This is a genomic window from Klebsiella scottii (genome assembly GCF_036561945.1).
Taxonomy (GTDB): Bacteria; Pseudomonadota; Gammaproteobacteria; order Enterobacterales; family Enterobacteriaceae; genus Klebsiella; species Klebsiella scottii.
This window is the reverse complement of record NZ_JARXNI010000020.1, coordinates 2,318,441-2,338,834: the sequence shown is the minus strand read 5'-3', so window position 1 is coordinate 2,338,834 and position 20,394 is coordinate 2,318,441. Positions and strand designations below refer to the sequence as shown.

The window sequence follows — 20,394 nt, the reverse complement described above, 5'->3', positions numbered from 1 at the left end:
CCTCCCGTCAGCTCAGTTCTGGTACAGCGTTGTCGGTCATGCGCTGGCGTCGCGCGACGTAAGCGGGCAGGGGCTGCACGCCTGAATCGTCGGTAAACCAGGCGAAAGGATCGGTGCTGGCGACGAGAGCGAAATTCGCCCATGGCTCGAACGATCCGGAGCGAATAACCAGCCTGGCTTTGTGCGCGATCTCGTGGCACAGCGTTTCGTGGCTGGCAGCGTAAAACGCCGCGCCAGAGCCGGTATAGATAGTTTGTACTTCGCGATACAGCTGCGGGTGGCAGTCGCGGACTTCGCTGGCAAAATGCACTTCTTCAACGAAAATCTCCGTTCGCAGCACGCGCAGGATGTCGCGGACATCGACGGTGCCGGGCCACAGTCCGAGGTCGATACGGTTCGCTCCGGCCGGGATTGGAAACCCTGCGTCGGTTACCAGCACGATATCGGTATGGCCGAGCGTCGCCAGAGCGGCGGCAAGTTCAGGGTGTAAGATTCTATCGGGTCTCATTGTTATTATTCCTCGGTCACGACGTGAGATTGCAGAAATGCGTCGACATCGGTGCGGTATTTATAAGAGGGGACGGTTTCCCAGTCAGAGCAGCACAGGGCCGCCGCGGCGTTGGCGAACAGTACCGCTTTGCTTATCGGCAGGCCCTCATCCAGCGCCACCGCGAGGGAAGCGTTAAAGCTGTCGCCCGCGCCGTTGCTGTCAACCACATCCACCTGGCAGGGCGGGATCTCCTGAGTGGTTTGCGGGCCAAAAACGGCGGACCCCGCTTCGCCCAGCGTCATCACCACATAGCGGCAGCCGGTTTCAAGCAGCATACTGGCGATTTCCCGGTTGCTGCGGGCGTCGTCCGGCGCCAGGCCCAGCGCGACGCGGGCTTCGGTTTCATTGGGCGTCAGGTAGTCAATGGCGCTCAGGTCGAGGCCGCGCAGGTCTCTGGCCGGAGCCGGGTTGAGAATGGTGATTTTATCCAGTGATTTTGCGCGTCTTAGCCCGTAGAGCGCGGTTTCCAGCGGGATTTCCAGCTGAGCCAGCGCCACGCCACAGCTCTTTATCTGATGCAGAGCGTTATCCACCAGCGCCGGGGTAAACAGTTTGTTGGCCCCCATATCAACCACAATCACGTTGCGCGCTTCTTTATCTTTAATAATCAGGCCAGCGCCGGTCGGCAACTCGTTGGTCAACGTGAGACCGTCGATATTGATCCCTTCCTCAAGCATCAGCTCAACAAACTCATTGCCGAACGTATCTTTACCGACCACGCCGCTATAGACCACATCCGCCCCCAGGCGGGCGGCCTGCACTGCCATATCGGAACCTTTGCCGCCCCAGGTCTGACGAAAGTCATGTCCGATTAGCGTCTCACCAGCCAGCGGTATGCGTTCGGCCGTCATCACCAGGGCTTTTGCATAACTGCCGAGAATAAATACACTCATCACATACTCCTTAAATTGTGCGGGCGTAGTACCGCCGTTACCGGCGGTACTCTTCGGTTAATAGGCGTTGATGTCGCCGACCAGACCTTTCACCAGCTCAGGGCCGGAACTGGTGCCAACCAGCTCTGCGCCTGCGACGAACATCTCTTTCATCTTCTCAAGCGTGTTCACTTTACCGGATACTTTGACCCGGCAAGGGGCCTGGATATTGGCTTTGAGAAGTTGGACATCTTCTACCGTTGCCGCGCAGCCGCCTTTGCCCCAGCCGCTGGATTGTTTCACCCAGTCAATACCTGCTTCGTAGGCGTAGCGGGTGGCTTTGATTTTCATCACCTCTTCGGTGATAAAGCCAAACTCCAGCATCGCTTTGACTTTCATTCCCAGGTCATGGGCAATGTGGGTCACCTCTTTCAGCTCGTTGAAATAGAGGTCATCCATTCCGCCGAGCAAAAAGCCTGGGTTGGGCGGGAAATCAAATTCATCGGCGCCTTCTTTTGCCAGTTCTCTCACCACGGCGACTTTCATTGCTGTCGTATCGTTGGCCTGGGGGAAGTTCACGGTGGTGGCAACGCGAATACCGGTTCCTTTCAGGACGTCTTTGGCGACGGCGACCCAGCACGGCGCGATCATTGCCGCATCAAACTGATACTCCATACAGATGTTGAGATGCTGAATAAGCCCTTCGCGGGTCAGGTCCGGGTTGACGTTGGTGAACTGAATGGCCTTTGCGACCTGGCGGGGATCATTAAAATCGATCATGTACCACTACTCCTGTTGGCTGAAAAAACATAGGTTACGATGTGAATGACATGGGCTTACTGTAAGGAGCTGGCGGAAAAGGCGTGATAGGCAAGAGTCCCGGCCATATGGACAGAATTTTCAGACGGATAATTTTGTGAGGGAGTTGGCAAAATGAGCCGGCGGACAGCGCAGGAAAACGATTGAGGAGGGCGGGTTGCAATCAGGCAAAAAAATAAGGAGTTTCAGAATGCCTGCCAGGCATTGCTCGTTGGAGCCTTATAGTCGAGGCTTATTCAATTGATATGGCTTGTTTTGTCGGCCGGGCAAGGCATGGGCCTCCACCCGGCAGAAATACGATGATAATAGATCCGGTCTCGCAAAATCTTTCTATACGATAATGCGAGGTTTTATTTTATTTTGAATTTCCCTTGCTTCCACTGTTTGATCGTATTCGCTTTTGCCGCAGCGCTCTGGATATATCCTATCCCCCACGAGCCAACGCCATACTGATAAATTTGATTTTTATAGGCACTTTCGGCTGTCGCCTCATGGGCGTAGGGAGCCACTGTACCCTGAAATGCCATAATCCCTTCGTTTGTTCCAAAGTCAGGCCAGTCGGTGACGAACTTTTTAATATCATCAGCCCCCTTGCTGCAGGCCGCAATCAGCTCTTTATAGGGGGTTGCCGAACCCTCTTTTTTTAATGCTTTGGCATTGTAATCGCAGTTATATTCGATATAAGCGGCAACGGCTTTGTCATAATCTGTATCAGCGAGTGCTGGCTGGCTGAGGATGATTAGCGCCAGCAGGTATTTTTTTTCCATTTTGCAAACTCTCCATAATTTAAGGCAATGCGGTGAAATAATTAAAGTCAGCAAGAACGCAGACCGTCAACAGCGCCGGTGCTAAGGACCATCGTTGATTTTATGCTGACGATGATTTTATCGATAATGGCCTGACGTGGGCCTTCGCGCCACGCCGGGCTGCGATAAAAGGCTTCCTGCGAAGTTTTTAAATGAGTTAGATCGCCATAGGCGCGAATCAAATAGTAAGCATCTTTGTCTTCGACAGAGTTACCAAAAGAGACGATATCCATTCCGGCGGCACGGTGGCAAGGCGCACTTTGCTCCAGCATAATCTGGTGAAAATCTTCTCCGGTGCCGGGTTTTAGGGTGTACAGCAAAAACTCAACCGTTTTCATCCTGAACGTTTCCTTTTGAAATCACGTTAGTGATGTAGCAATACAGCACAGCGGTACTCTTTGGACAACCACCAATGTTTTAACTTTTCTCGCCGGTCAGGTCATGAGAGCAGGTTGCAAACCTCCGTCTTTTATTGTTATGTTATAACATAACAATAAATCATTGTGAAATATGTGGCTATTCACCTTTCTTTTTAGATGATCATTATTATCATCTGTTCCAGGGAGTAAAAGATGAAAAAAGATGGGCCGGCAATTCGCTCTGAAGAGCGGCGAAGAGCCTGCTAATGGAGGAGCGTTTGACAAATTGTGGTACGGCCGTTGAGCCGGTGCTTAGCGTCAATATTGAATCATTGCCGCGACCCGGCGGCGGGGAGCTTCTCTCCGGCATTCATTTTAATGCCGGCAGGGGAGAGTGCCTGGCGGTGATTGGGCCGAATGGCAGCGGGAAAACCTCTTTATTACGGGCGATCGATCAGGAGCTGACTTCGCGGGATAGCGACATACGGCTATTCGGTCGCTCCGTTGCGGCTTTGACCCGGCAGCAGCGGGCCCAGCAGATTGCAGTCCTCGCGCAGAATGATGCCCCGGATATGCGGCTGATTCTTGAGGATTATGTCACTCTCGGACGTATTCCTCACGCCCGGGATATGTCGCGTCGTGAACATGAAACCATCGTGACCCGAGCCATTAACGATACGGGATTGCAGAAGCTGCGCAAGCGTCCGCTATCTGCGTTATCCGGCGGGGAGCGGCAGCGGGCGGCGCTGGCGCGGGTGCTGGCCCAGTCGCCAAAACTGGTGCTGCTGGATGAGCCGACCAACCATCTTGATCCGTCGGGCCGGGTGGAACTGCTCTCGCTAGTGAAAAGCCAGGGGATCACGGTAGTCGCGGTACTGCACGATCTTTCACTGATTGAATCCTTCGCCGACCGCGTTTTGCTTTTATCGCAAGGGCGCGCCGTGGCCTGGGATGTGCCGGAGCGCGTGCTTGTTTCGAAACAGCTTTATCCCGTTTTCGGCGTGACCAGCTTTACCGTACCGCATCCTGAGACCGGGAAGGCGCTGCGGATTTTTGAGGTTCCAGGCTATGCGTAATAAATTTCTGAGGACAAAGAATAATGAATAAATGGTTTGCAGGCATGATGGCTGTTCTATCCGTTTCCGCGGCAAACGCTGCTGATTATCCCGTCACCATTGACAGCTGCGGGACGCCGGTGACGTTTACACAAGCGCCGAAAAGGGCGGTAATACACGACCTTAATATGTCTGAAATGGCTTTTGCTCTCGGGTTGCAGGACCGTATCGTTGGGTTAACCGGTATTACCGGCTGGTACAAAATGACCCCGGAATTTAAAAAGGAGATGGGTTCAATTCCCGAGCTTGCGCCTAAATATCCCTCTCTGGAAACGCTGCTGGCGGCTAATCCCGACTTCTTTTTCGCGGGCTGGAATTACGGGATGAAAGTCGGCGGAGAGGTCACGCCTTCCGTGCTCGATAAATACGGCATCAAGACATTTGTTTTGAGCGAGAGCTGCGTATTTACCGCTGACAATAAGCGCAAAGCAAGCATGGACCTGCTGTATAACGATGAGCTGACGCTGGGCAAGATTTTCGGCAAACAGCATGAGGCGCAGGCGCTGGTCGATGGCTGGAAAAAAACGCTGGATGAGCTGCCTGAGCCGCCGCCAGGCGTTCAGCCATTGAAAGTGTTTGTCTATGATTCTGGCGAAGATAAGCCCTTTACCAGCGGTCGATACGCTATGCCGACCGCCATTATCGAAGCGGCGGGGGGCAAAAACGTGATGGACGGGCTGGATATCAGCTGGGGAACAACCTCCTGGGAGAGCGTCGCGACGGCAGAGCCCGACTTTATTATTCTTCTTGATTATCAGACCGGTAGCGGAGCGGATTCGCTGCGTCGCTTCCTCGAAAATCATCCGTTAATGAAGCAGACTCCGGCGGTGAAGAATCAGCGTTATCTGAAGCTGCAGTACGCTGAACTGACGCCTGGTCCGGCAAATATTAAAGCGGCCGAAAAACTGGCTCATGCGATGTATCCAGCGGCCAACCAATGAGTGGTACTCAATGTCGCTACTACTGGGCAATGTGGGGCGCTGTGCCAGTATTAGCCGGATTGATGCTGCTCAGCGTTGCCAAAGGCAGCGCGCCGCTATCGCTGGAGCAGGTCCTGGGTGCCTTACGGCTTCTTGATGTGCCGGTTTCTGAGATGGTCAGCCGCATCGTCATTGATTTACGTGTGCCAAGAACGCTGCTATCGGTGCTGGCGGGAGCCGTGCTGGCTATGGTTGGCGGGCTTTTGCAGACCACCACGCGCAACGATCTGGCCGATCCTTTTTTATTCGGACTTTCCTCCGGCGCTTCGGCGGGGGCGGTACTGGTGATTACCCGATTCGGTGAGCGGCTTGGCGCGCTGACGCTGCCGGTATCGGCGTTTGTCGGCGGTATCTGCTCCGCGGTGGCGGTGATGCTGCTGTTCCATTTTAAAAAGCAGCGTGGCGCCGAACACTTAGTGATCTGCGGGCTGGCTATCTCCTTTTTATTCGGTGCGCTGACCAGCTATCTGATTTTCTCCGGCGATCAGCGGGCCGCCAGTTCGGTGCTGTTCTGGTCGCTGGGGGGCCTCGGTCTCGCGCGTTGGGATAATTTACCTTATGCCATATTTAGCCTGCTATTTCTCAGCGCTTTTATTCTGTTACGCTGGCGCTCGCTGGATGGTTTACTGGCCGGTGAGCAAACGGCGCAGTCGTTGGGGATTAACGTCAGCCGCCTGCGGATGGAGGTTTTCCTCTGCTGTGCGCTGGCAACTTCGCTGCTGGTGGCTTTAACCGGGGTGATTGGCTTTATCGGGCTGATGGTTCCGCATATGTGCCGCTACTTTTCCGGCGTTAAGCATCTGCTGCTGCTTCCTTTATGCGGTCTATGGGGGGCGGCGCTTTTGTGCGGCGGCGATATCGTCAGCAGGACGCTGTTAGCCCCGCAGGAGCTGCCGATTGGGATCATTACTGCAGGAATAGGCGGCTTGTTTATTATTATCCTGCTGGCCAGAAGCCGTTCATAAACCTATCAACGCCGGGCACCGGCCTGGCGTTTTTATCTTATCGGGTTGGTGTATTGATAAATGGATATTTTCAATTTCAATCATCAAATACCTGTCGATTCACAGCGCCTTGCCGGCATTGTCTGATTATTTACAGGCATCTGCGATGAGCGATAAATTCACGACGGATTAATCACCCCGCAGTCATGCATTACGGTATCTTTCTTCTTCCATCCGCATTCGTTGCGTAGGTAAGGATCGCTTCTTTACCCATCCGCCGCCGCAAAACCATAAACAAATGTGAAGAGGGCAGCCGCATGCGGGAGATCATTAATCTTCAGCCGAAGGACGAGCTGGTCGCGCTTAATGAATCTTTCTCTCCGGCACCTGAGTGCGCGGAATAACGGCAGATAGCTGATTCTCCGCTCCTCGACAGAAAGAACGGAGATATTTCCTCTATATCACCGTCATGACCAAAAAGCCGGCAGCGGTCATCAGTAGTGAACCAAAGACATGCGCCAGTACCGAAATGATGGCCCACGAATAATTACCGTTCTGAAGCAGCACCACAACCTCGGCGGAAAACGTGGAAAAGGTCGTCATGCCGCCGCACAGCCCGGTGGTAATAAAAAACTTCCACGCCGGATCAAGATGCGGTTGCCTGACGAAAAAGGCCAGAGCAAGTCCGATAATAAAGCCGCCAATCAGGTTAACCAGCAGGGTACCGGGCGGCAGATTAGGAAAGGAGCCATTAAGACGCATGGAGAGTACCCAGCGGATCACGCAGCCCAGCGATCCGCCGATAACCACCGCGAATAATGATTTATACATAAAACCTCACAGATATACGGGAGCGTCGGCGCTGACTCCAGAGGAGAGCGGCCGCGGGGTTAGCGTTTTTTAAAGGCGGACTTACCCGCAAAGACGGCCGCATCGCCCAGCTCATCTTCAATTCGCATCAGCTGATTGTATTTCTCAATCCGCTCCCCGCGGCTGGGGGCGCCGGTTTTCAGGTGCCCGGCGCGAAGTCCTACGGTCATATCAGCAATAAAGCTGTCCACGGTTTCCCCGCTGCGGTGCGAAATAAAGGTCCCCCAGCCGTGGTCCTGGCACAGCTGTACAGCCGCAATCGTCTCACTCAGGGTGCCGATCTGATTGAGCTTAATCAGCGCCGCGTTGGCCAGGTTCTCATCAATGCCGCGCTGAATGTATTTCACGTTAGTCACAAAAATGTCGTCACCAACCAGCTCGACTTTATCGCCCAGCGCGTCGCTCAGGATTTTCCAGCCAGCCCAGTCATCTTCCGCCAGGCCATCTTCAATCAGGACAATCGGGAACTCCTCCACCAGCTGCTCATAGTAACGAGTCATCTCCTCGGCACTGAGCTGCGCATTTTCCGTACGCAGGGTGTATTTCCCATCTTTATAAAACTCGCTGGATGCCGGGTCCACGCAGATCGCGATATCTTCGCCAGGCCGGTAGCCGGCCTTCTTAATGGCTTCGACAATCAGCTCCAGCGGCTGCCGGTTGGAGGAGACCACCGGGGCAAATCCCCCCTCGTCACCCACGCCGGTGGAGAGGCCTTTTTCAAGTAAAACCTGACGCAGATTCTGATACACCTCGCTACCCCAGCGAATAGCCTCACGTACGGAGGAGGCCCCCCAGGGCGCAATCATAAACTCCTGAAAATCGGCGCCTTGCCAGCGGGCATGAACCCCGCCGTTAATAATATTCATGCAGGGGACCGGCAGCAGATTAGCGCCGATGCCGCCCAGATAGCGGTACAGCGGGATACCGGATAGCCGTGCGGCCAGACGAGCCACCGCCAGCGAGACGCCGAGAATGGCGTTGGCGCCTATCCGGCCCTTATTTTCCGTCCCGTCCAGGGCAATCAGACGGCTATCGATATCTTTCTGCCGGCGGACGTCGTAGCCCCGCAGAGCATCGTGAATTTCCGTATTGATGCTGTGCACGGCATCCAGCACTCCCTTGCCGCCAAAACGTCGCCCGTCGCCGTCGCGACGCTCAATAGCCTCACGGGAACCCGTGCTGGCGCCGGAAGGCACTGACGCCCGCGCAACGCGGCCATCAGCAGAGGTCACCTCCACTTCTACGGTTGGATTACCCCGGGAGTCCAGAATTTCTCTGGCGATTACACCTTCGATTTCATAGCTCATACAATGACCTTATTTTAAGGAGCAGGTATATGTTTAATCAGTACATCAACGCAGAGGTGGTTGATAAATTCGCACGAGAACGAGGAATACACCCCGAACAGGCGGTTTTTATGCCCCAGCATGACCAGATCGATATCCTCATGCTGCACCACGTCTTCAACGTCTCTGAAGCGATGAATACTGACGAGGGATTTGACTTTGATATCAATACTGCAGGATTCCACCAGGCGGCTCAGCATCTCCTTTGCATCGATAATTTCCCGCGACTGGCGGTCCTTGATGAGTGAATCACTGGTGTACTCCATTTCCCGATAATCAGCGCTGAGATGGCCAACCGTGATGCGGATTGCCGTCTCTTTTGCCAGGCGTTCAGCATGTCGGAGCAGCAGCAGCCCGTCGGTTTCATTCTGAACAAGTAACAATGCGTGCCGGTAGATGTGCATAGCTCACCCCTTAGTCGAAGCGAAACGAAGCGTTAGCGAAGGAAGATCGTCTTTTTCCTGCAGCTGAGCTGGCTGAGTCACGTCGGATTTTGGCCGAATGTACTGGGTTTTCGAGGGCATTTCCCCGAGATGAGAGGGCCTTACGGGCCTGATGGTATGGCCGAGCCAGCCGGTAATAACCGGCGCGCGGCAGGGCGTGTTGCCGTCAGGATTGTCATGGACAAAAACGCGAACGGGAGCGCCGCTTTCAGATGAGAAAGCCGTGGGAAGTGCAGAAAAATCAATTATGTTTTGCATAGCAACACCTGACATACATGCCTAAAAGGAAACAGCAACAGTTGTATATCAGGCGTCATCATCCGGTTCAACAGAACCGGCGGTTGGGAAAGGTGGAACACCATCACCTTGTCATTTGAGCTTATATGACGCTTTTCGCTAAATCAATATTTATTGATGCCGAGGGGGCGGTTTTTCTTCCGCTATGGCGGCGGAGCGATCGGGATTTTTACCGATGGTTGAGTTTATTCGCATCCGGTGACATTTAATAAAAGTGGCCTTCGCAGGGGCCTGGATGCGAGGGGACCATATTCAAATCGACGCCCTACATCGTTACGTGATTATTTGTACGGTTAATATCCATTTGTGGTTAAATATTAATCTGATGCTTATTTTGCTATTATCTGAATTATTCTCTCATCAGGGTGTTGCTGTCGAGGGTATATAAATTTAATACATACCCTACGCGCTAGTGATAAATTTCGCGGATATTAGCGATAGCGAACGCCCGGCATCGGAGCCGGTAAGGAATATCAAATGCGAACCAGGTATTAATCTTATCCCTCAAACTATATTAGTATCAAAAAAAGGAGGATTTATGCTACTAATTGATGACGTAAAGAATGAAGAGCTACGAGATATACGTTTTGTTTTAACCGATATGGATGAAACGCTAACCTATCGGGGAAGGTTACAGGCGCGGACTTATGAAAGCCTTGAGCTGCTACAGGATGCTGGAATTAAAGTCATTCCTGTGACTGCAGCCTCCGCCGGATGGGCGGATCAAATGGCCAGAATGTGGCCGGTAGATGGCGTTATTGCCGAAAATGGAGGGCTATTCCTCACCCGTAACGCCGACGGTCATAGCGTGCAGAGATACTACTGGCATGAGGCCGCGTTTTTAAACAATAAACAACGGCTCACTGATATTCAGGAAATAATTCAGCTTAAGCTTCCATGGACACGGGTATCTGACGATCAGGAGTTTCGCCTTACCAGTATTGCGTTCAGGCTCCCTGATTCCCCTGTACAAACACAACAGCTTGTTGACGAATTACGTCAACAAGGTTGCTGTTACACCATTAATAATTTATGGCTGCTAGGCTGGCTGGGGCAGTATGACAAGCTGGCTATGAGCCGAAAAGTTCTGCAGCAATTTTATGCTCTGCGAGAACAAGATGAGCAAGCCTCTGTCTACTACAGCGGCGATTCGCTCAATGACGCGCCTATGTTTCGGTATTATCGTAAAAGCTTAGGAATGAGCACCGTCAATAAAGTGTTACAGGAAATGCCTGCTTTGCCCAGCTGGATTAGCAAATACCCCGGTGGAGAGGGATTTGTGGATGGCGCGCTTAGGATTCTTAATGCCAGGATAGGCCAGTAAAGCATCCTCTGCATCCGCGCCCGAGGCGGCGAAACCACTGGTCAGAGATGCTTGTGGAAAGAGCTGTAGCGATGGGTTACATTGTGATTAACATATTTGCACGTTTTTCTCCTGTGATTCTGTCATGCATACTGCTACGCCTCTGGGTTGGTTTATATGGATAACATAATGTTAACTGATATTTCATATCGTCATTTCGTTGAAAATGTGAAAGATTATGCTATCTATATGCTGGATCTGGATGGCACGATCGCCAGCTGGAATGAAGGCGCGCGCCGGGCTAAGGGCTACTCCAGCAAAGAGATTATTGGCAGTAACTTCAGCATATTTTATAGCGAAGGCGAACAGCAATCGGGAGAGCCGGCGAGAAATCTGGCGATCGCCCTGAAAACCGGGAAATTTGAGGGAGAAGGGTGGCGCTACAGGAAAGATGGTTCGTCCTTTTGGGCGCACGTCGTAATAGACGCTATCAGAAATGATGATGGTACTTTACTGGGTTTTGCCAAAATAACCCGGGATATTACCGAGCATAAGGAAGTGATTGATAAGCTTTCGTGGATGGCGAGGTATGATTCTCTTACCGGGCTACCTAACCGGGTGGCATTCTTTGCGTTTGTCGAAGGATTGATGGCGGGCAATAACTATACGCAGCTGGCGATCTTTACTATAGACCTTGATAAGTTCAAGGAAATAAATGACGTTGAGGGTCATCTTATTGGCGACCTCCTCCTGCAAAGAGTCTCGGCTAATGTGACTAAAATGGTCAAGAATGATGAACTCGTGGCGAGGTTTGGCGGCGATGAGTTTGTGGCGGTAAAGCCGTTTGAGTCCGCCGAAGACCTCGACCTCTTTATCGAGAAACTGCAGGGCTGTTTTACCGGAACGCACAATTTTGCCAGCACTTCGGTTTCAGTCATCGCCAGTATTGGGATTTCTATTTTCCCGCGCGACGGTTCCGATATTAACACCTTAATTAGCAACTCAGATTTGGCGATGTATCGTGCCAAATCTGATATCGACAACAAGGTATGCCGGTACGAGCCTGAAATGGATGAACGAACGCGTAAGCGTAATCAGATGATTTCAGATATCAGGCAGGGGATCAAAGACGGCCAGTTTTATCTCCATTATCAGGAAAAACACTCAATTTCCGGGCAGCAGGTTACGGGGTATGAAGCCTTATTACGCTGGCAGCATCCGGAACTCGGGCTGATATACCCTGACGAATTTATTCCCGTCGCGGAAGAGAGCGCAACGATTATACCCTTGGGCTATTGGGTATTAGAGCAGGTGTGCCGCGAAGCGTTAGTGAACAAGATTCACAAGAAGGTTTCGGTAAATATCTCTCCGGTGCAGCTGCGGCATCGCCATTTTATAGACAATGTCCGCGGCATTCTTATGAGAACCTGTTTCCCGGTTAGCCTCCTTGAGTTCGAGGTGACGGAGACGGCGTTTATTGTCGATAAAAAGCTGGTATTTAACGTTCTCTATCAAATAAAAAATATGGGGATCAGTATCGCCCTCGATGATTTCGGAACCGGCTACTCCTCCATTAGCATGCTGCGTGAATTTCATTTCGACCTCATCAAAATGGACCGCAGCTTTCTGCAAAACATTGAGAATGACTCCGAAGTTCGCTCCTTCGTGAGAGCGGTGATCTCACTCAGTAAATCGATTAACACCCCGCTGATTGCCGAGGGGGTTGAGACGTTCGAACAGCTGAAAATTCTGGAAGATGAAGGCTGTAAAGAAGTTCAGGGATTTCTTTTTGGCAAGCCGACGATTATTGAGCAATTAAAAAAGTAGGCTCTCAGGTTCTTCATCTCTACGCTGCGAGCAGGCCCGAGAGGCCTGCCTGCCGGCAGAAAGCCGGCTTCTCCTGCGGTTCGTCCCTCGACTGAAACTCCCCGAATGAAAAACGCCGGCGTTCCCGACGGGGGAAAGCGTGATGGCATTGACATTTTATCTACCAACTAGTAGGTTGTTTTTGCCGGCCGCATAAAACTACCCGATTCTGACCACTGCGGGTCGGCTAATAAACGCAAGCCTCGGCCCTTAACGCGGTTTTGCAGCAATAAGATTTTGTCCTGCGGGAATCGTTTCTCGCGTATTTGTTTGTGGGTGCAATGTTAATAGTGTGAGCGAAAATATGACAACCTCTTCACTTTCCGGTGGCCAAAAAATAGCGCGTCTGCTGTTAGTTGGTCTTATTCCTTTAGGCGTAATATTGCTCTTTCTGTGGGCGGGCGGCTGGCTGACGCCGAATCGTCTCAGCGCGGACAAGCTGGTGACGGTCCTGCAAAAATCGGGCGGCGAGCATCCTGGCTTTCGTCGCAATCATGCCAAAGGCGTATGCGTGGTGGGGCGTTTTATCTCTAACGGCAACGCCAGCTCGCTGTCGCGCGCAGCGCTGTTCGCCGCCGGAGAAACGCCGGTAACGGGCCGCTTTGCCATCGCCGGCGGCAACCCCAACGCGCCGGATTATGCCGTTCCCGTACGCAGCATGGCGCTGGAGTTCAGACAGGGGAACGGGGAGCAGTGGCGGACGGGGATGAACGCCATGCCGCTGTTCCCGGTTTCCACCGTTGAAGAGTTCTACGAGCTGCAAACGGTCACCTTGCCCGATCCGGCAACCGGCAAGCCGGACCCGGAAAAGCTGAAGGCGTTTGTGGGCTCGCACCCCCAGCTGCAGCGCTATCTGGCCTGGGCGAAGCAGTACGTCCCCTCATCGAGCTGGGCGAGCGATCGCTATAACAGCCTGAACGCGTTCCGTTTTATCGACAGGACGGGGGCCGAGCATCTGGTTCGCTGGAGCATGGTGCCGCATACCGGCTATCAGCCCATTAGCGAGGCGGATAAAAGTAATAAAGATTTCCTGCAGCAGGATATTACACAGCGCCTGGCTCAGGGACCGCTGCGGTGGGATCTGATGATCACCGTCGCCCAGGCGGGCGACGCGAGCAACGATGCGGCTAAACTCTGGCCTGACGATCGGCAAACCGTCAATGCCGGTACCCTCGAGCTGGTAAGCGCCAGCGCGCAGGAGAACGGCCCATGCAACGATATCAACTACGATCCGCTGATCCTGCCGGCCGGGATCGCCGCGTCGGACGATCCTTTACTCAACGCGCGTTCGTCGGCCTACGCCAAATCGTATAACGCGCGCACCCGCGAGCAGTCCCAACGGTCAGGAGCCCACTTATGAAACAGGTAACCCATTTTCATCCGGCGCTGCGCTGGCTGCACTGGCTGATGGCCGCGGCAATCGTGGCGATGCTGTTTATTGGCGTGGCGATGGTTTCAACGGTTTCGTCGCTGCATGCGCTGCTGGTGTCGATTCACAAACCGCTGGGCCTGATGATCCTGCTGCTGGTGGTGGTGCGGCTGTGGCTGCGCTTTTACACCGCCGTGCCGCCGCTGCCGGCTGCCATACCCGCCTGGCAACGGCGGCTGGCGCATCTCTCGCACTGGATACTGTACGCGATGATGTTCCTCCAGCCGCTCATCGGCTGGGCGATGCAGTCGGCGGCGGGGTATCCGGTCTCCGTCGGCGGGGCCCTTGTTTTACCGCCTGTCGCGCCGGTGAATAACGACTGGTATGCGCTCCTGCGCCCGCTGCACTCTGCGGTTGCGCTACTGCTGTTCATTACCGTGATGCTGCATCTGGCCGCCGCGCTATTTCATGCTTTAGTGCGCCGCGACGGCGTCTTTGAAAGTATGTCCGGGAGCGGCAGGCGATAAGAGAGTGAGGTCGGGGATAAGGCGCTATCGAGCCGCCGGGCAAAACCGTGCCGAACTGTTTTCGGCACGGGGTGGGGGATTAATCCGGGTTCATGGCGCGAAAAAGCGTCGCAAACGTGCCCTCTTTTTCCGCCCAGCGGCGGCCCTTATCGCCATCAAGCAGGATCTCCCCGTTCGGGTGCCGATGGTGCTCAATCAATTCCATCACTCTCGAGATATACTCCGCCAGCGGCATCGCCCTCGGGTCGGCGGCCTGAGCGCTGCCCGTCAGCTCGGTCTGCACGTACGGCGGCGACAGCTCAAGGACCTCAACCGGAATATGCCGCATCTGGTGACGCAAAGAGATCAGCCACGAGTGCAGGAACGCCTTGCTGGCGCAGTAGGTTGGGAAGTCCGCCTTAGGTACGAATGCCAGCGCGGAGCTGGTTGCCATAAAGGTGGCGTCCGGCTGGCCCTGAATCAGCGGCAGGAAGGCCGCCGCGAAGCGGATGGTGCCGAGAATATTGGTCCTGACTATGTCCTGAGCGACGCCCGCGTCCCCGCCGTCGGCGAGGAAATTTTCGCTGCGCGAAATACCGGCATTGGCGATCAGCACGTTCAGCTGTGGAAAGCGCGCTTTGACCTCTGAGGCAACGGCCTCAAGCATCGCGTCATCATCTATATCGAGCCTGAAGCCCGTTATTCCGGGATGAGTGCGGGCGATCTCGTCGAGCAGAGCCTGGCGGCGTCCGGTGATGATGACCCGGTTGCCGCGCGCGTAAAACGCTTCGGCCAGCGCGCGGCCGATACCGCTGGTGGCGCCAGTAATCAGAATGGTGTTACCGCTAATTTTCATAACAATGTCCTCTCCGGTCAGAGCTGGTGGAAAGGCGGCGAGGGGCTATCGGAGCTGCCGTAGCAGATGATAACCGCCTGAAAACAGAACGTCGCCGCTAGATCCCCGTATTCTCTGCTGAGACCCTGGGGTATCCGGGCGCGTTGGATGACGGTAACGCCTACGGCATTGTGGAAATGCCCGGTGATTATATTTACGCCATCTTGGGTCGGCAAGGGAATTATCTGACCAGCGATTGTCGGTTAAACCCCGGCGGCGCTTTGCGCATCGGCAGGAGGGCTACCTGTTGGTAGGTTTCCTGCCAACGCTCTGATATTATGCACCTTATTCAGTATCACATGCACACGCGGATCCGACTATGGCGACTGAGCGTTCATCGAAAGCAAACGAAATTATTTCTTATACCCGACAGCTACTTACCTCCGGCGGCTACCAGAGTTTCAGCTTTGCCGATATTTCTGCAAAGGTGAATATTCGTAAAGCGAGCATTCATCACCATTTCCCGAGCAAGGCGGAGCTGGTGAAGGTCGTGGTAACCGGGTATCGGGAAGAGGCGCGGGCCGGAATGCAGGCGATGAGCCGGCAGATGAATAACCCGGTGGCGGAACTTCAGGCCTACGTCGACTACTGGGCTACCTGTATTCGCGAGGGCTCCTCACCGTTTTGCATCTGCGCGATGCTTGCAGTCGAGCTGCCGACGCTGCCGCCGGAAATAGCCAGCGAAGTGACCGGGCATTTCAGCGATCTTACCGATTGGCTGGCCTCTTTACTGCGCAGGGGGGAAAGCGAAAAGCGCCTGCGGATATCCGGCGCCCCTGCGGATGAGGCGAGCCTGCTGATGGCGACGGTGCATGGCGCCATGCTGTCGGCGCGCGCCTTTAACGATGCGGATATTTTCCGCAGAATTGTGCAGCCACTGATCGATAACATCACGCTCCGCGCCTGATCGTTCGCCGGAGATCGCGCGATACAATCAGCCGTCTCATATCTGCGCAGCGTTGACCCAATGCGGCTATTGATCGGCAAAAAGGGCATTCATTTTGAATGAGTCATAATATCCCCAGATTTTTACGATTTTCTGATGCTCCAGGCGCAACACCCAGCAATATTGCATATTAAAATCTGCGCCGTTTTTACCTTGACCGCCGGTGGCGTGGAACTGCAGGCAGGCAAGGTCTCCGTCAACGATCAGGCTATCGACGATCGGCATGGGCCATGACGCCAGTCGGTCATCAAGCCGTTTAAGCAGCCGTTGGCGGTAGTTTTCTTTTCCCCGGTAGCATCCCGAGATCGGCGAGGTGCCCATAGCATTGAATTCCAGATCGTCATGCAATGCGGCGATAAAATTCTCTCCCCATCCCCGATCCGCTATCGAAAGGAAAAGCGACGATAAAAACTGGCGGTTCTCTTCACTCATGATCTTGCTCCGTAGCGGTTAATGGGTTCTGGTAGGTCGCCTGCAGAACATCTGCGAGGCCTCGCGCCAGCAGCTGACGCGGGGCCTCGCTCCCGTCGACGGGAAGCAGCGTTCTGCTGCGTATTTTCCAGCGCCCGTCGTGGCATTCAAGCTCCCAGCGGTTAACGACAACCCGATGGATGCGGTACCCGGTGGAGGTGCCGTGGTTAGCCATTTCCCGCGGCGCACCCTGCTTATCCAGCTGCAAAAGCTGTAAATAGGAGGTCACAACGGCCGTATCGCCGCGCAGGTCGATAAGCGGTAATCCGGCAAAATGCGCCAGCCCGCTTTTGATGGCCTCTTCATGAGCCGGCCTGAGAATAAATGCCGCAATAGCCGCCACGCCTTTTGCGCCGTCCAGCCCCTCTCCGCGATTAAACACGCCGTCCTCCATATAGACGGATGCCGTATATTCAGCGAGCCCGCTGTCGGCGCTGGGGGGATGAGAGGCAATAAGCTCATAGATCGCTAATTTCGCTTCTATTATTCGCAGCCGTTGTTCTATCGTAAGTTGATTTTCGTTAGCCATACGGTATCTCTTCCTGTTGTTTCGGGCTTGACTAAAGCGGTACGACCATAATAATTGTTTTATGGAATTGCATAATCCGCTAAAAACTTGATGCAGTGATTAGCCATATTTAATAAAGGGGCAACGGATGATTAGCCGCGCGCATTTTCCGGCGCTTAATACGTTTGTTATGGTCGCCGAAAAGCTGAACTTCAGGGCCGTTGCGGACGGGCTGGGCGTTTCCGCATCCGCCGTCAGCCAGCAAATTAACGGGCTTGAAGAGCAGCTGGGGCTGCGGCTTTTCAACCGAACAACGCGTTCCGTAAGCCTCACCGAGGACGGCAGGGGGCTGTATCTGCAGGTCGCCCCGCTGCTGGAGAACCTTGCCGGCGCGCTGATGCAGGCGCAGTCCCGCAGTCGGGTCATCAAGGGGCATATTCGCCTTCACGCTTTTCGCTCGGCGGCAGAAATGTTCCTCGACGCCAGGATACCCGCTTTTCTCGCCGCTTTTCCCGAAGTGCATATAGATATTGCCGTCCACGACTCCCCCGTGGATCTGATTGCCGGTGGGTACGATCTTTCGCTTCGGCTGGGCGAGGTGCTGGCGCCCGGGTTAGTTGCGGTCCCCGTTGGCGGGCCGCTGCATCAAATCGTCGTCGCGGCGCCGTCCTATCTGGCAAGGCATGGCAGCATCGGGCAGCCAGAGGATTTAAGCCATCACAACTGTATCGGCTGGCGGTGGCCGGGAGCGGCAACGCCGGAGCCCTGGCAATTCGCTTATAACGGCCGGTTAAAAAATATTGCGGTGAGCGGGAATTTGCTGGTGGACGATCGCGAGCGGCAGTATCAGGCGGCGATCGCGGGAGTCGGGGTGGCTCAGGTTACTGAGGAACGGGTGAAGCCGCATCTGGTTTCCGGCGCCCTGCAGCGCATTCTTAGCGCCTGGGAAACTGAATTTGCGGGATACTATCTGTGCTGGACGGCGGGGAGAGCTATGTCGCCGGCGATGAGGGCCTGTATCGACTGGTTACGGCAAGAACCGCGAGAGCCTCTGGCGTCAGGCGGCTTTAATCCGGGCGAAAAACCTCACGGATAATCGCCATGAGGCTGGTGGCTACTTGCCGAATTTTTCATGGAATCGGCGCTCTATTCCGCCAAGGTGCCAGTGCAGTTTCTCATGCGCCTGCTGGTCCTCCTGCCGCTCTAACAGCCCGACGATCGTTTCATGATCAACCTGGGAATTTTGAAACTCTTCCGGCGTTCTGGTCAGATGGTTCAGGAAGGCGCGTATGCGGTTGATGCTGGTTTTATAGAAACCGATCAGCTCCCTGTTCTGACTGGATTCAACGATCGCCATATGAAAATCCGAATCGGCCTGGCGGTAGCTCTCCGGCGCGTTTTGCAACGCCTCGCGTCCCCGCTCAACGTGCTCTTTCAGCAGCGCAACCAGCGCCTGGCGATCGTGTCGAAGAGCCAGCGTTAGCGCGCCGGCCTCAAGGATTTGCCGCATTTCACAGGTTTCCCGCATCTCCTGCTCATTGAACTCAAAGACGAAGGTCCCACGCTGGGGGAATATTTGTACCAGGCGTTCCATTTCCAGCTTTTGCAGCGCGGCTCTTACCGGCGTCCGGCTCACGTTGAGCTGGGCCGCAATATCATTTTCTGAAATTAGCGAGCCGGGCTCTATTTGGCAATTGACGATGAGGTCGCGAATGTGATCGGCCAGAATACTACTCAGTGACTGAGGGCGGATTATCTTCTTCGAGGACCAGTCAATAAATAGTTTATCGGAGGACATAGCGTGGCGTACTTCCCTAATACAAATAGCCTTTATTGCCTCAATAGTTGCACGATCCGATTTAAGATGCAAGGTGTAGTATACAAGATACATCCCCCTCAAACGGCAGGAAATTCGCCGTTTGAGGGGGGCAGGATCAGGAGGTGAACAGGTACTCCTGATGTCGAATATGCTCAGGATTAAGCGCCATCCCCATGCCCGGCGCTTCAGGCACCCGAATCAGGCCATTTTCCGGGACCAGCGGTTCGCTGAGGAAATACTGGTGAATGTCGTTCCATTTCACCAGGTACTCCTGATAGGGCGTGTGGATCGGCGACTGCGTGGTGGTAAAGTGGGCCGTGGCGATGGTGGAATGACCGTGCGGAATGACCTGCAGATCGTACATCGTGGCGGCCGCGGCGATTTTTAAGGTTTCAGAAAGACCGCCGCACCAGTAGATATCCGGCTGAATAACGTCCAGCACGTCGGCCTCAAAGAAGCGTTTGAAACCCCAGCGGGTATATTCATGTTCAGCCCCTGCCAGCGGGATGGTCAGCTTCTCTTTCAGGCGGCGCATGCTGTCGATTCTGTCCGGCATGACGCACTCTTCCAGCCAGCGCGGGCGATAGGGCTCAATGGCCTTCGCCAGTTCGATGACGTAGGTCACGTCCATCGACTGCCAGCAGTCAAACATCAGATCGTAATCCTCACCCACCGTCTCGCGCAGGGTTTTTACCAGCTCAACGTTTTTCTTTAATCCTTCCCTGCCGCTCATTGGCCCATGACGGAAAAACCATTTTTGTCCGCGATAGCCCAGCGACTTGTACTGCAGCGCTCGTTCACGCACTAGTCCCATATCCTGTACGGCAAAGCCCAGCATTGAGGCGTAGGCCGGGATCTCCTCGCGAATTGAGCCGCCCAGCAGACGATAAACCGGCTGCTGCATCCACTTGCCGCGGAGATCCCACAGCGCGCAGTCGACCGCGCTAATCGCCAGCATGGCGTCGCCCTGGCGACCGTGAATCAGGGCCCGATGCATCTGGTCCCACAGGCGCTCGCTGTCGCGCGGGTCCTGGCCCAGCAGTAAAGGGCGCAGCTGGCCGTGGACAATCGATGCCACGGCGTGGGGAACGGGGCCCGCCAGCCCTTCAACGCCTTCGTCGGAGATAATTTCCAGAAAGACGGTGGATATAGAAAAACCCTCTTTCAGCTGCACGCCGCCGTCATGATTGTCCACGATGCGATACTGGGCATACACGTCGGTCGGGCGAGCAAGGCGCTCTTCCCAAAAGTCCACTTCCCCGGGCAAAACGCCCTTAACCTGAAGTAACCGGACGTCGATAATCTTCATC

The 20,394-nt window shown here is 54.4% G+C and carries 23 protein-coding genes and 1 riboswitch; of the genes, 9 read left to right on the top strand and 14 right to left on the bottom strand.

Features of this window, described 5'->3' with window-relative positions:
* Nucleotides 1–7: 7 nt before the first annotated feature.
* From rbsD to QFI97_RS18675, 5 genes are all read right to left on the bottom strand, one after another.
* Complete coding sequence (gene rbsD / locus QFI97_RS18695) at nucleotides 8–508, bottom strand: D-ribose pyranase (protein ID WP_095095929.1); 501 nt, start codon at nucleotides 506–508, stop codon at nucleotides 8–10.
* Nucleotides 509–513: 5 nt separating this feature from the next.
* Nucleotides 514–1,443, bottom strand: coding sequence for a ribokinase (locus tag QFI97_RS18690; protein ID WP_157349072.1), 930 nt, complete (start codon nucleotides 1,441–1,443; stop codon nucleotides 514–516).
* Between the two features lie 57 nt (nucleotides 1,444–1,500).
* Nucleotides 1,501–2,202: a deoxyribose-phosphate aldolase gene (gene deoC, locus QFI97_RS18685; RefSeq protein WP_095095935.1), complete on the bottom strand. Its 702-nt coding sequence runs from the start codon at nucleotides 2,200–2,202 to the stop codon at nucleotides 1,501–1,503.
* Nucleotides 2,203–2,591: 389 nt separating this feature from the next.
* On the bottom strand, nucleotides 2,592–3,008 hold the full coding sequence (locus QFI97_RS18680; protein WP_095095938.1) for a hypothetical protein: 417 nt from the start codon (nucleotides 3,006–3,008) through the stop codon (nucleotides 2,592–2,594).
* A gap of 47 nt (nucleotides 3,009–3,055) precedes the next feature.
* Nucleotides 3,056–3,385: an NIPSNAP family protein gene (locus QFI97_RS18675; protein ID WP_346431775.1), complete on the bottom strand. Its 330-nt coding sequence runs from the start codon at nucleotides 3,383–3,385 to the stop codon at nucleotides 3,056–3,058.
* Nucleotides 3,386–3,672: 287 nt separating this feature from the next.
* On the opposite strand from QFI97_RS18675, the gene QFI97_RS18670 reads away from it, so the two are divergent.
* From QFI97_RS18670 to QFI97_RS18660, 3 genes are read left to right on the top strand one after another with little or no spacing between them, the layout of a single operon-like run.
* Nucleotides 3,673–4,482 (top strand): ABC transporter ATP-binding protein, encoded by an 810-nt coding sequence (locus QFI97_RS18670; protein WP_346431774.1) that lies wholly within the window; start codon nucleotides 3,673–3,675, stop codon nucleotides 4,480–4,482.
* A gap of 23 nt (nucleotides 4,483–4,505) precedes the next feature.
* Nucleotides 4,506–5,462, top strand: a complete 957-nt coding sequence (locus QFI97_RS18665; RefSeq protein WP_346431773.1) for an ABC transporter substrate-binding protein — start codon at nucleotides 4,506–4,508, stop codon at nucleotides 5,460–5,462.
* On the top strand, nucleotides 5,459–6,466 hold the full coding sequence (locus QFI97_RS18660; protein WP_331835609.1) for a FecCD family ABC transporter permease: 1,008 nt from the start codon (nucleotides 5,459–5,461) through the stop codon (nucleotides 6,464–6,466). The genes QFI97_RS18665 and QFI97_RS18660 overlap by 4 nt, the downstream gene beginning before the upstream one ends.
* A gap of 435 nt (nucleotides 6,467–6,901) precedes the next feature.
* On the opposite strand, the gene crcB is transcribed toward QFI97_RS18660, so the two are convergent.
* Genes crcB through QFI97_RS18640 form a run of 4 tightly spaced genes read right to left on the bottom strand, consistent with a single transcriptional unit; the run spans nucleotide 6,902 to nucleotide 9,362 of the window.
* Nucleotides 6,902–7,276 carry a fluoride efflux transporter CrcB gene (gene crcB / locus QFI97_RS18655; protein WP_095095986.1) on the bottom strand — a complete coding sequence of 125 codons (375 nt, stop codon included), beginning with the start codon at nucleotides 7,274–7,276 and terminating at the stop codon, nucleotides 6,902–6,904.
* A 59-nt stretch (nucleotides 7,277–7,335) separates the two neighbouring features.
* Nucleotides 7,336–8,622, bottom strand: a complete 1,287-nt coding sequence (eno, locus tag QFI97_RS18650; RefSeq protein WP_346431772.1) for a phosphopyruvate hydratase — start codon at nucleotides 8,620–8,622, stop codon at nucleotides 7,336–7,338.
* Nucleotides 8,623–8,636: 14 nt separating this feature from the next.
* Nucleotides 8,637–9,065: an adenine nucleotide alpha hydrolase family protein gene (locus QFI97_RS18645; protein WP_095095993.1), complete on the bottom strand. Its 429-nt coding sequence runs from the start codon at nucleotides 9,063–9,065 to the stop codon at nucleotides 8,637–8,639.
* Between the two features lie 3 nt (nucleotides 9,066–9,068).
* Nucleotides 9,069–9,362 (bottom strand): hypothetical protein, encoded by a 294-nt coding sequence (locus QFI97_RS18640; protein WP_346431771.1) that lies wholly within the window; start codon nucleotides 9,360–9,362, stop codon nucleotides 9,069–9,071.
* Nucleotides 9,363–9,404: 42 nt separating this feature from the next.
* Nucleotides 9,405–9,479: riboswitch (Fluoride riboswitch) on the bottom strand.
* Between the two features lie 460 nt (nucleotides 9,480–9,939).
* On the opposite strand from QFI97_RS18640, the gene QFI97_RS18635 reads away from it, so the two are divergent.
* From QFI97_RS18635 to QFI97_RS18620, 4 genes are all read left to right on the top strand, one after another.
* Nucleotides 9,940–10,725, top strand: coding sequence for an HAD family hydrolase (locus QFI97_RS18635; RefSeq protein ID WP_095095996.1), 786 nt, complete (start codon nucleotides 9,940–9,942; stop codon nucleotides 10,723–10,725).
* Nucleotides 10,726–10,881: 156 nt separating this feature from the next.
* On the top strand, nucleotides 10,882–12,531 hold the full coding sequence (locus QFI97_RS18630; RefSeq protein ID WP_346431770.1) for a sensor domain-containing protein: 1,650 nt from the start codon (nucleotides 10,882–10,884) through the stop codon (nucleotides 12,529–12,531).
* Nucleotides 12,532–12,874: 343 nt separating this feature from the next.
* Entirely contained in the window at nucleotides 12,875–13,930 is a 1,056-nt protein-coding gene (locus QFI97_RS18625) for a catalase family peroxidase (protein WP_346431769.1), read from the top strand.
* A complete protein-coding gene (locus QFI97_RS18620) occupies nucleotides 13,927–14,466 on the top strand; it encodes a cytochrome b (protein WP_346431768.1) in 540 nt (179 codons plus the stop codon). Before QFI97_RS18625 ends, QFI97_RS18620 begins: the two co-directional genes overlap by 4 nt.
* Before the next feature lie 79 nt (nucleotides 14,467–14,545).
* Here QFI97_RS18620 and QFI97_RS18615 read toward each other — a convergent pair whose 3' ends face one another.
* Nucleotides 14,546–15,301, bottom strand: coding sequence for an SDR family oxidoreductase (locus QFI97_RS18615; protein ID WP_346431767.1), 756 nt, complete (start codon nucleotides 15,299–15,301; stop codon nucleotides 14,546–14,548).
* A 358-nt stretch (nucleotides 15,302–15,659) separates the two neighbouring features.
* On the opposite strand from QFI97_RS18615, the gene QFI97_RS18610 reads away from it, so the two are divergent.
* The gene (locus QFI97_RS18610) at nucleotides 15,660–16,247 is read left to right on the top strand and encodes a TetR/AcrR family transcriptional regulator (RefSeq protein WP_095096008.1); all 588 of its coding nucleotides are present in this window, start codon (nucleotides 15,660–15,662) and stop codon (nucleotides 16,245–16,247) included.
* A 66-nt stretch (nucleotides 16,248–16,313) separates the two neighbouring features.
* On the opposite strand, the gene QFI97_RS18605 is transcribed toward QFI97_RS18610, so the two are convergent.
* Nucleotides 16,314–16,718 carry a nuclear transport factor 2 family protein gene (locus QFI97_RS18605; protein ID WP_346431766.1) on the bottom strand — a complete coding sequence of 135 codons (405 nt, stop codon included), beginning with the start codon at nucleotides 16,716–16,718 and terminating at the stop codon, nucleotides 16,314–16,316.
* Entirely contained in the window at nucleotides 16,711–17,286 is a 576-nt protein-coding gene (locus QFI97_RS18600; protein ID WP_095096015.1) for a nuclear transport factor 2 family protein, read from the bottom strand. The genes QFI97_RS18605 and QFI97_RS18600 overlap by 8 nt, the downstream gene beginning before the upstream one ends.
* A gap of 127 nt (nucleotides 17,287–17,413) precedes the next feature.
* On the opposite strand from QFI97_RS18600, the gene QFI97_RS18595 reads away from it, so the two are divergent.
* Nucleotides 17,414–18,361 carry a LysR family transcriptional regulator gene (locus QFI97_RS18595; protein WP_346431765.1) on the top strand — a complete coding sequence of 316 codons (948 nt, stop codon included), beginning with the start codon at nucleotides 17,414–17,416 and terminating at the stop codon, nucleotides 18,359–18,361.
* Nucleotides 18,362–18,379: 18 nt separating this feature from the next.
* Here the strand turns inward: QFI97_RS18595 and QFI97_RS18590 are convergent, their stop codons facing one another.
* Together QFI97_RS18590 and QFI97_RS18585 are read right to left on the bottom strand one after the other, a co-directional pair.
* The gene (locus QFI97_RS18590; protein ID WP_189339817.1) at nucleotides 18,380–19,063 is read right to left on the bottom strand and encodes a GntR family transcriptional regulator; all 684 of its coding nucleotides are present in this window, start codon (nucleotides 19,061–19,063) and stop codon (nucleotides 18,380–18,382) included.
* A gap of 136 nt (nucleotides 19,064–19,199) precedes the next feature.
* Nucleotides 19,200–20,393: an enolase C-terminal domain-like protein gene (locus QFI97_RS18585; RefSeq protein WP_189339818.1), complete on the bottom strand. Its 1,194-nt coding sequence runs from the start codon at nucleotides 20,391–20,393 to the stop codon at nucleotides 19,200–19,202.
* Between the last annotated feature and the right edge of the window lies 1 nt (nucleotide 20,394).

What these genes read in the sequence shown, in the direction of transcription:
- rbsD (WP_095095929.1), bottom strand. Translation starts at nt 508, where the DNA reads ATGAGACCCGATAGAATCTTACACCCTGAACTTGCCGCCGCTCTGGCG.
- QFI97_RS18690 (WP_157349072.1), bottom strand. Translation starts at nt 1,443, where the DNA reads ATGAGTGTATTTATTCTCGGCAGTTATGCAAAAGCCCTGGTGATGACG.
- deoC (WP_095095935.1), bottom strand. Translation starts at nt 2,202, where the DNA reads ATGATCGATTTTAATGATCCCCGCCAGGTCGCAAAGGCCATTCAGTTC.
- QFI97_RS18680 (WP_095095938.1), bottom strand. Translation starts at nt 3,008, where the DNA reads ATGGAAAAAAAATACCTGCTGGCGCTAATCATCCTCAGCCAGCCAGCA.
- QFI97_RS18675 (WP_346431775.1), bottom strand. Translation starts at nt 3,385, where the DNA reads ATGAAAACGGTTGAGTTTTTGCTGTACACCCTAAAACCCGGCACCGGA.
- QFI97_RS18670 (WP_346431774.1), top strand. Translation starts at nt 3,673, where the DNA reads ATGGAGGAGCGTTTGACAAATTGTGGTACGGCCGTTGAGCCGGTGCTT.
- QFI97_RS18665 (WP_346431773.1), top strand. Translation starts at nt 4,506, where the DNA reads ATGAATAAATGGTTTGCAGGCATGATGGCTGTTCTATCCGTTTCCGCG.
- QFI97_RS18660 (WP_331835609.1), top strand. Translation starts at nt 5,459, where the DNA reads ATGAGTGGTACTCAATGTCGCTACTACTGGGCAATGTGGGGCGCTGTG.
- crcB (WP_095095986.1), bottom strand. Translation starts at nt 7,276, where the DNA reads ATGTATAAATCATTATTCGCGGTGGTTATCGGCGGATCGCTGGGCTGC.
- eno (WP_346431772.1), bottom strand. Translation starts at nt 8,622, where the DNA reads ATGAGCTATGAAATCGAAGGTGTAATCGCCAGAGAAATTCTGGACTCC.
- QFI97_RS18645 (WP_095095993.1), bottom strand. Translation starts at nt 9,065, where the DNA reads ATGCACATCTACCGGCACGCATTGTTACTTGTTCAGAATGAAACCGAC.
- QFI97_RS18640 (WP_346431771.1), bottom strand. Translation starts at nt 9,362, where the DNA reads ATGCAAAACATAATTGATTTTTCTGCACTTCCCACGGCTTTCTCATCT.
- QFI97_RS18635 (WP_095095996.1), top strand. Translation starts at nt 9,940, where the DNA reads ATGCTACTAATTGATGACGTAAAGAATGAAGAGCTACGAGATATACGT.
- QFI97_RS18630 (WP_346431770.1), top strand. Translation starts at nt 10,882, where the DNA reads ATGGATAACATAATGTTAACTGATATTTCATATCGTCATTTCGTTGAA.
- QFI97_RS18625 (WP_346431769.1), top strand. Translation starts at nt 12,875, where the DNA reads ATGACAACCTCTTCACTTTCCGGTGGCCAAAAAATAGCGCGTCTGCTG.
- QFI97_RS18620 (WP_346431768.1), top strand. Translation starts at nt 13,927, where the DNA reads ATGAAACAGGTAACCCATTTTCATCCGGCGCTGCGCTGGCTGCACTGG.
- QFI97_RS18615 (WP_346431767.1), bottom strand. Translation starts at nt 15,301, where the DNA reads ATGAAAATTAGCGGTAACACCATTCTGATTACTGGCGCCACCAGCGGT.
- QFI97_RS18610 (WP_095096008.1), top strand. Translation starts at nt 15,660, where the DNA reads ATGGCGACTGAGCGTTCATCGAAAGCAAACGAAATTATTTCTTATACC.
- QFI97_RS18605 (WP_346431766.1), bottom strand. Translation starts at nt 16,718, where the DNA reads ATGAGTGAAGAGAACCGCCAGTTTTTATCGTCGCTTTTCCTTTCGATA.
- QFI97_RS18600 (WP_095096015.1), bottom strand. Translation starts at nt 17,286, where the DNA reads ATGGCTAACGAAAATCAACTTACGATAGAACAACGGCTGCGAATAATA.
- QFI97_RS18595 (WP_346431765.1), top strand. Translation starts at nt 17,414, where the DNA reads ATGATTAGCCGCGCGCATTTTCCGGCGCTTAATACGTTTGTTATGGTC.
- QFI97_RS18590 (WP_189339817.1), bottom strand. Translation starts at nt 19,063, where the DNA reads ATGTCCTCCGATAAACTATTTATTGACTGGTCCTCGAAGAAGATAATC.
- QFI97_RS18585 (WP_189339818.1), bottom strand. Translation starts at nt 20,393, where the DNA reads ATGAAGATTATCGACGTCCGGTTACTTCAGGTTAAGGGCGTTTTGCCC.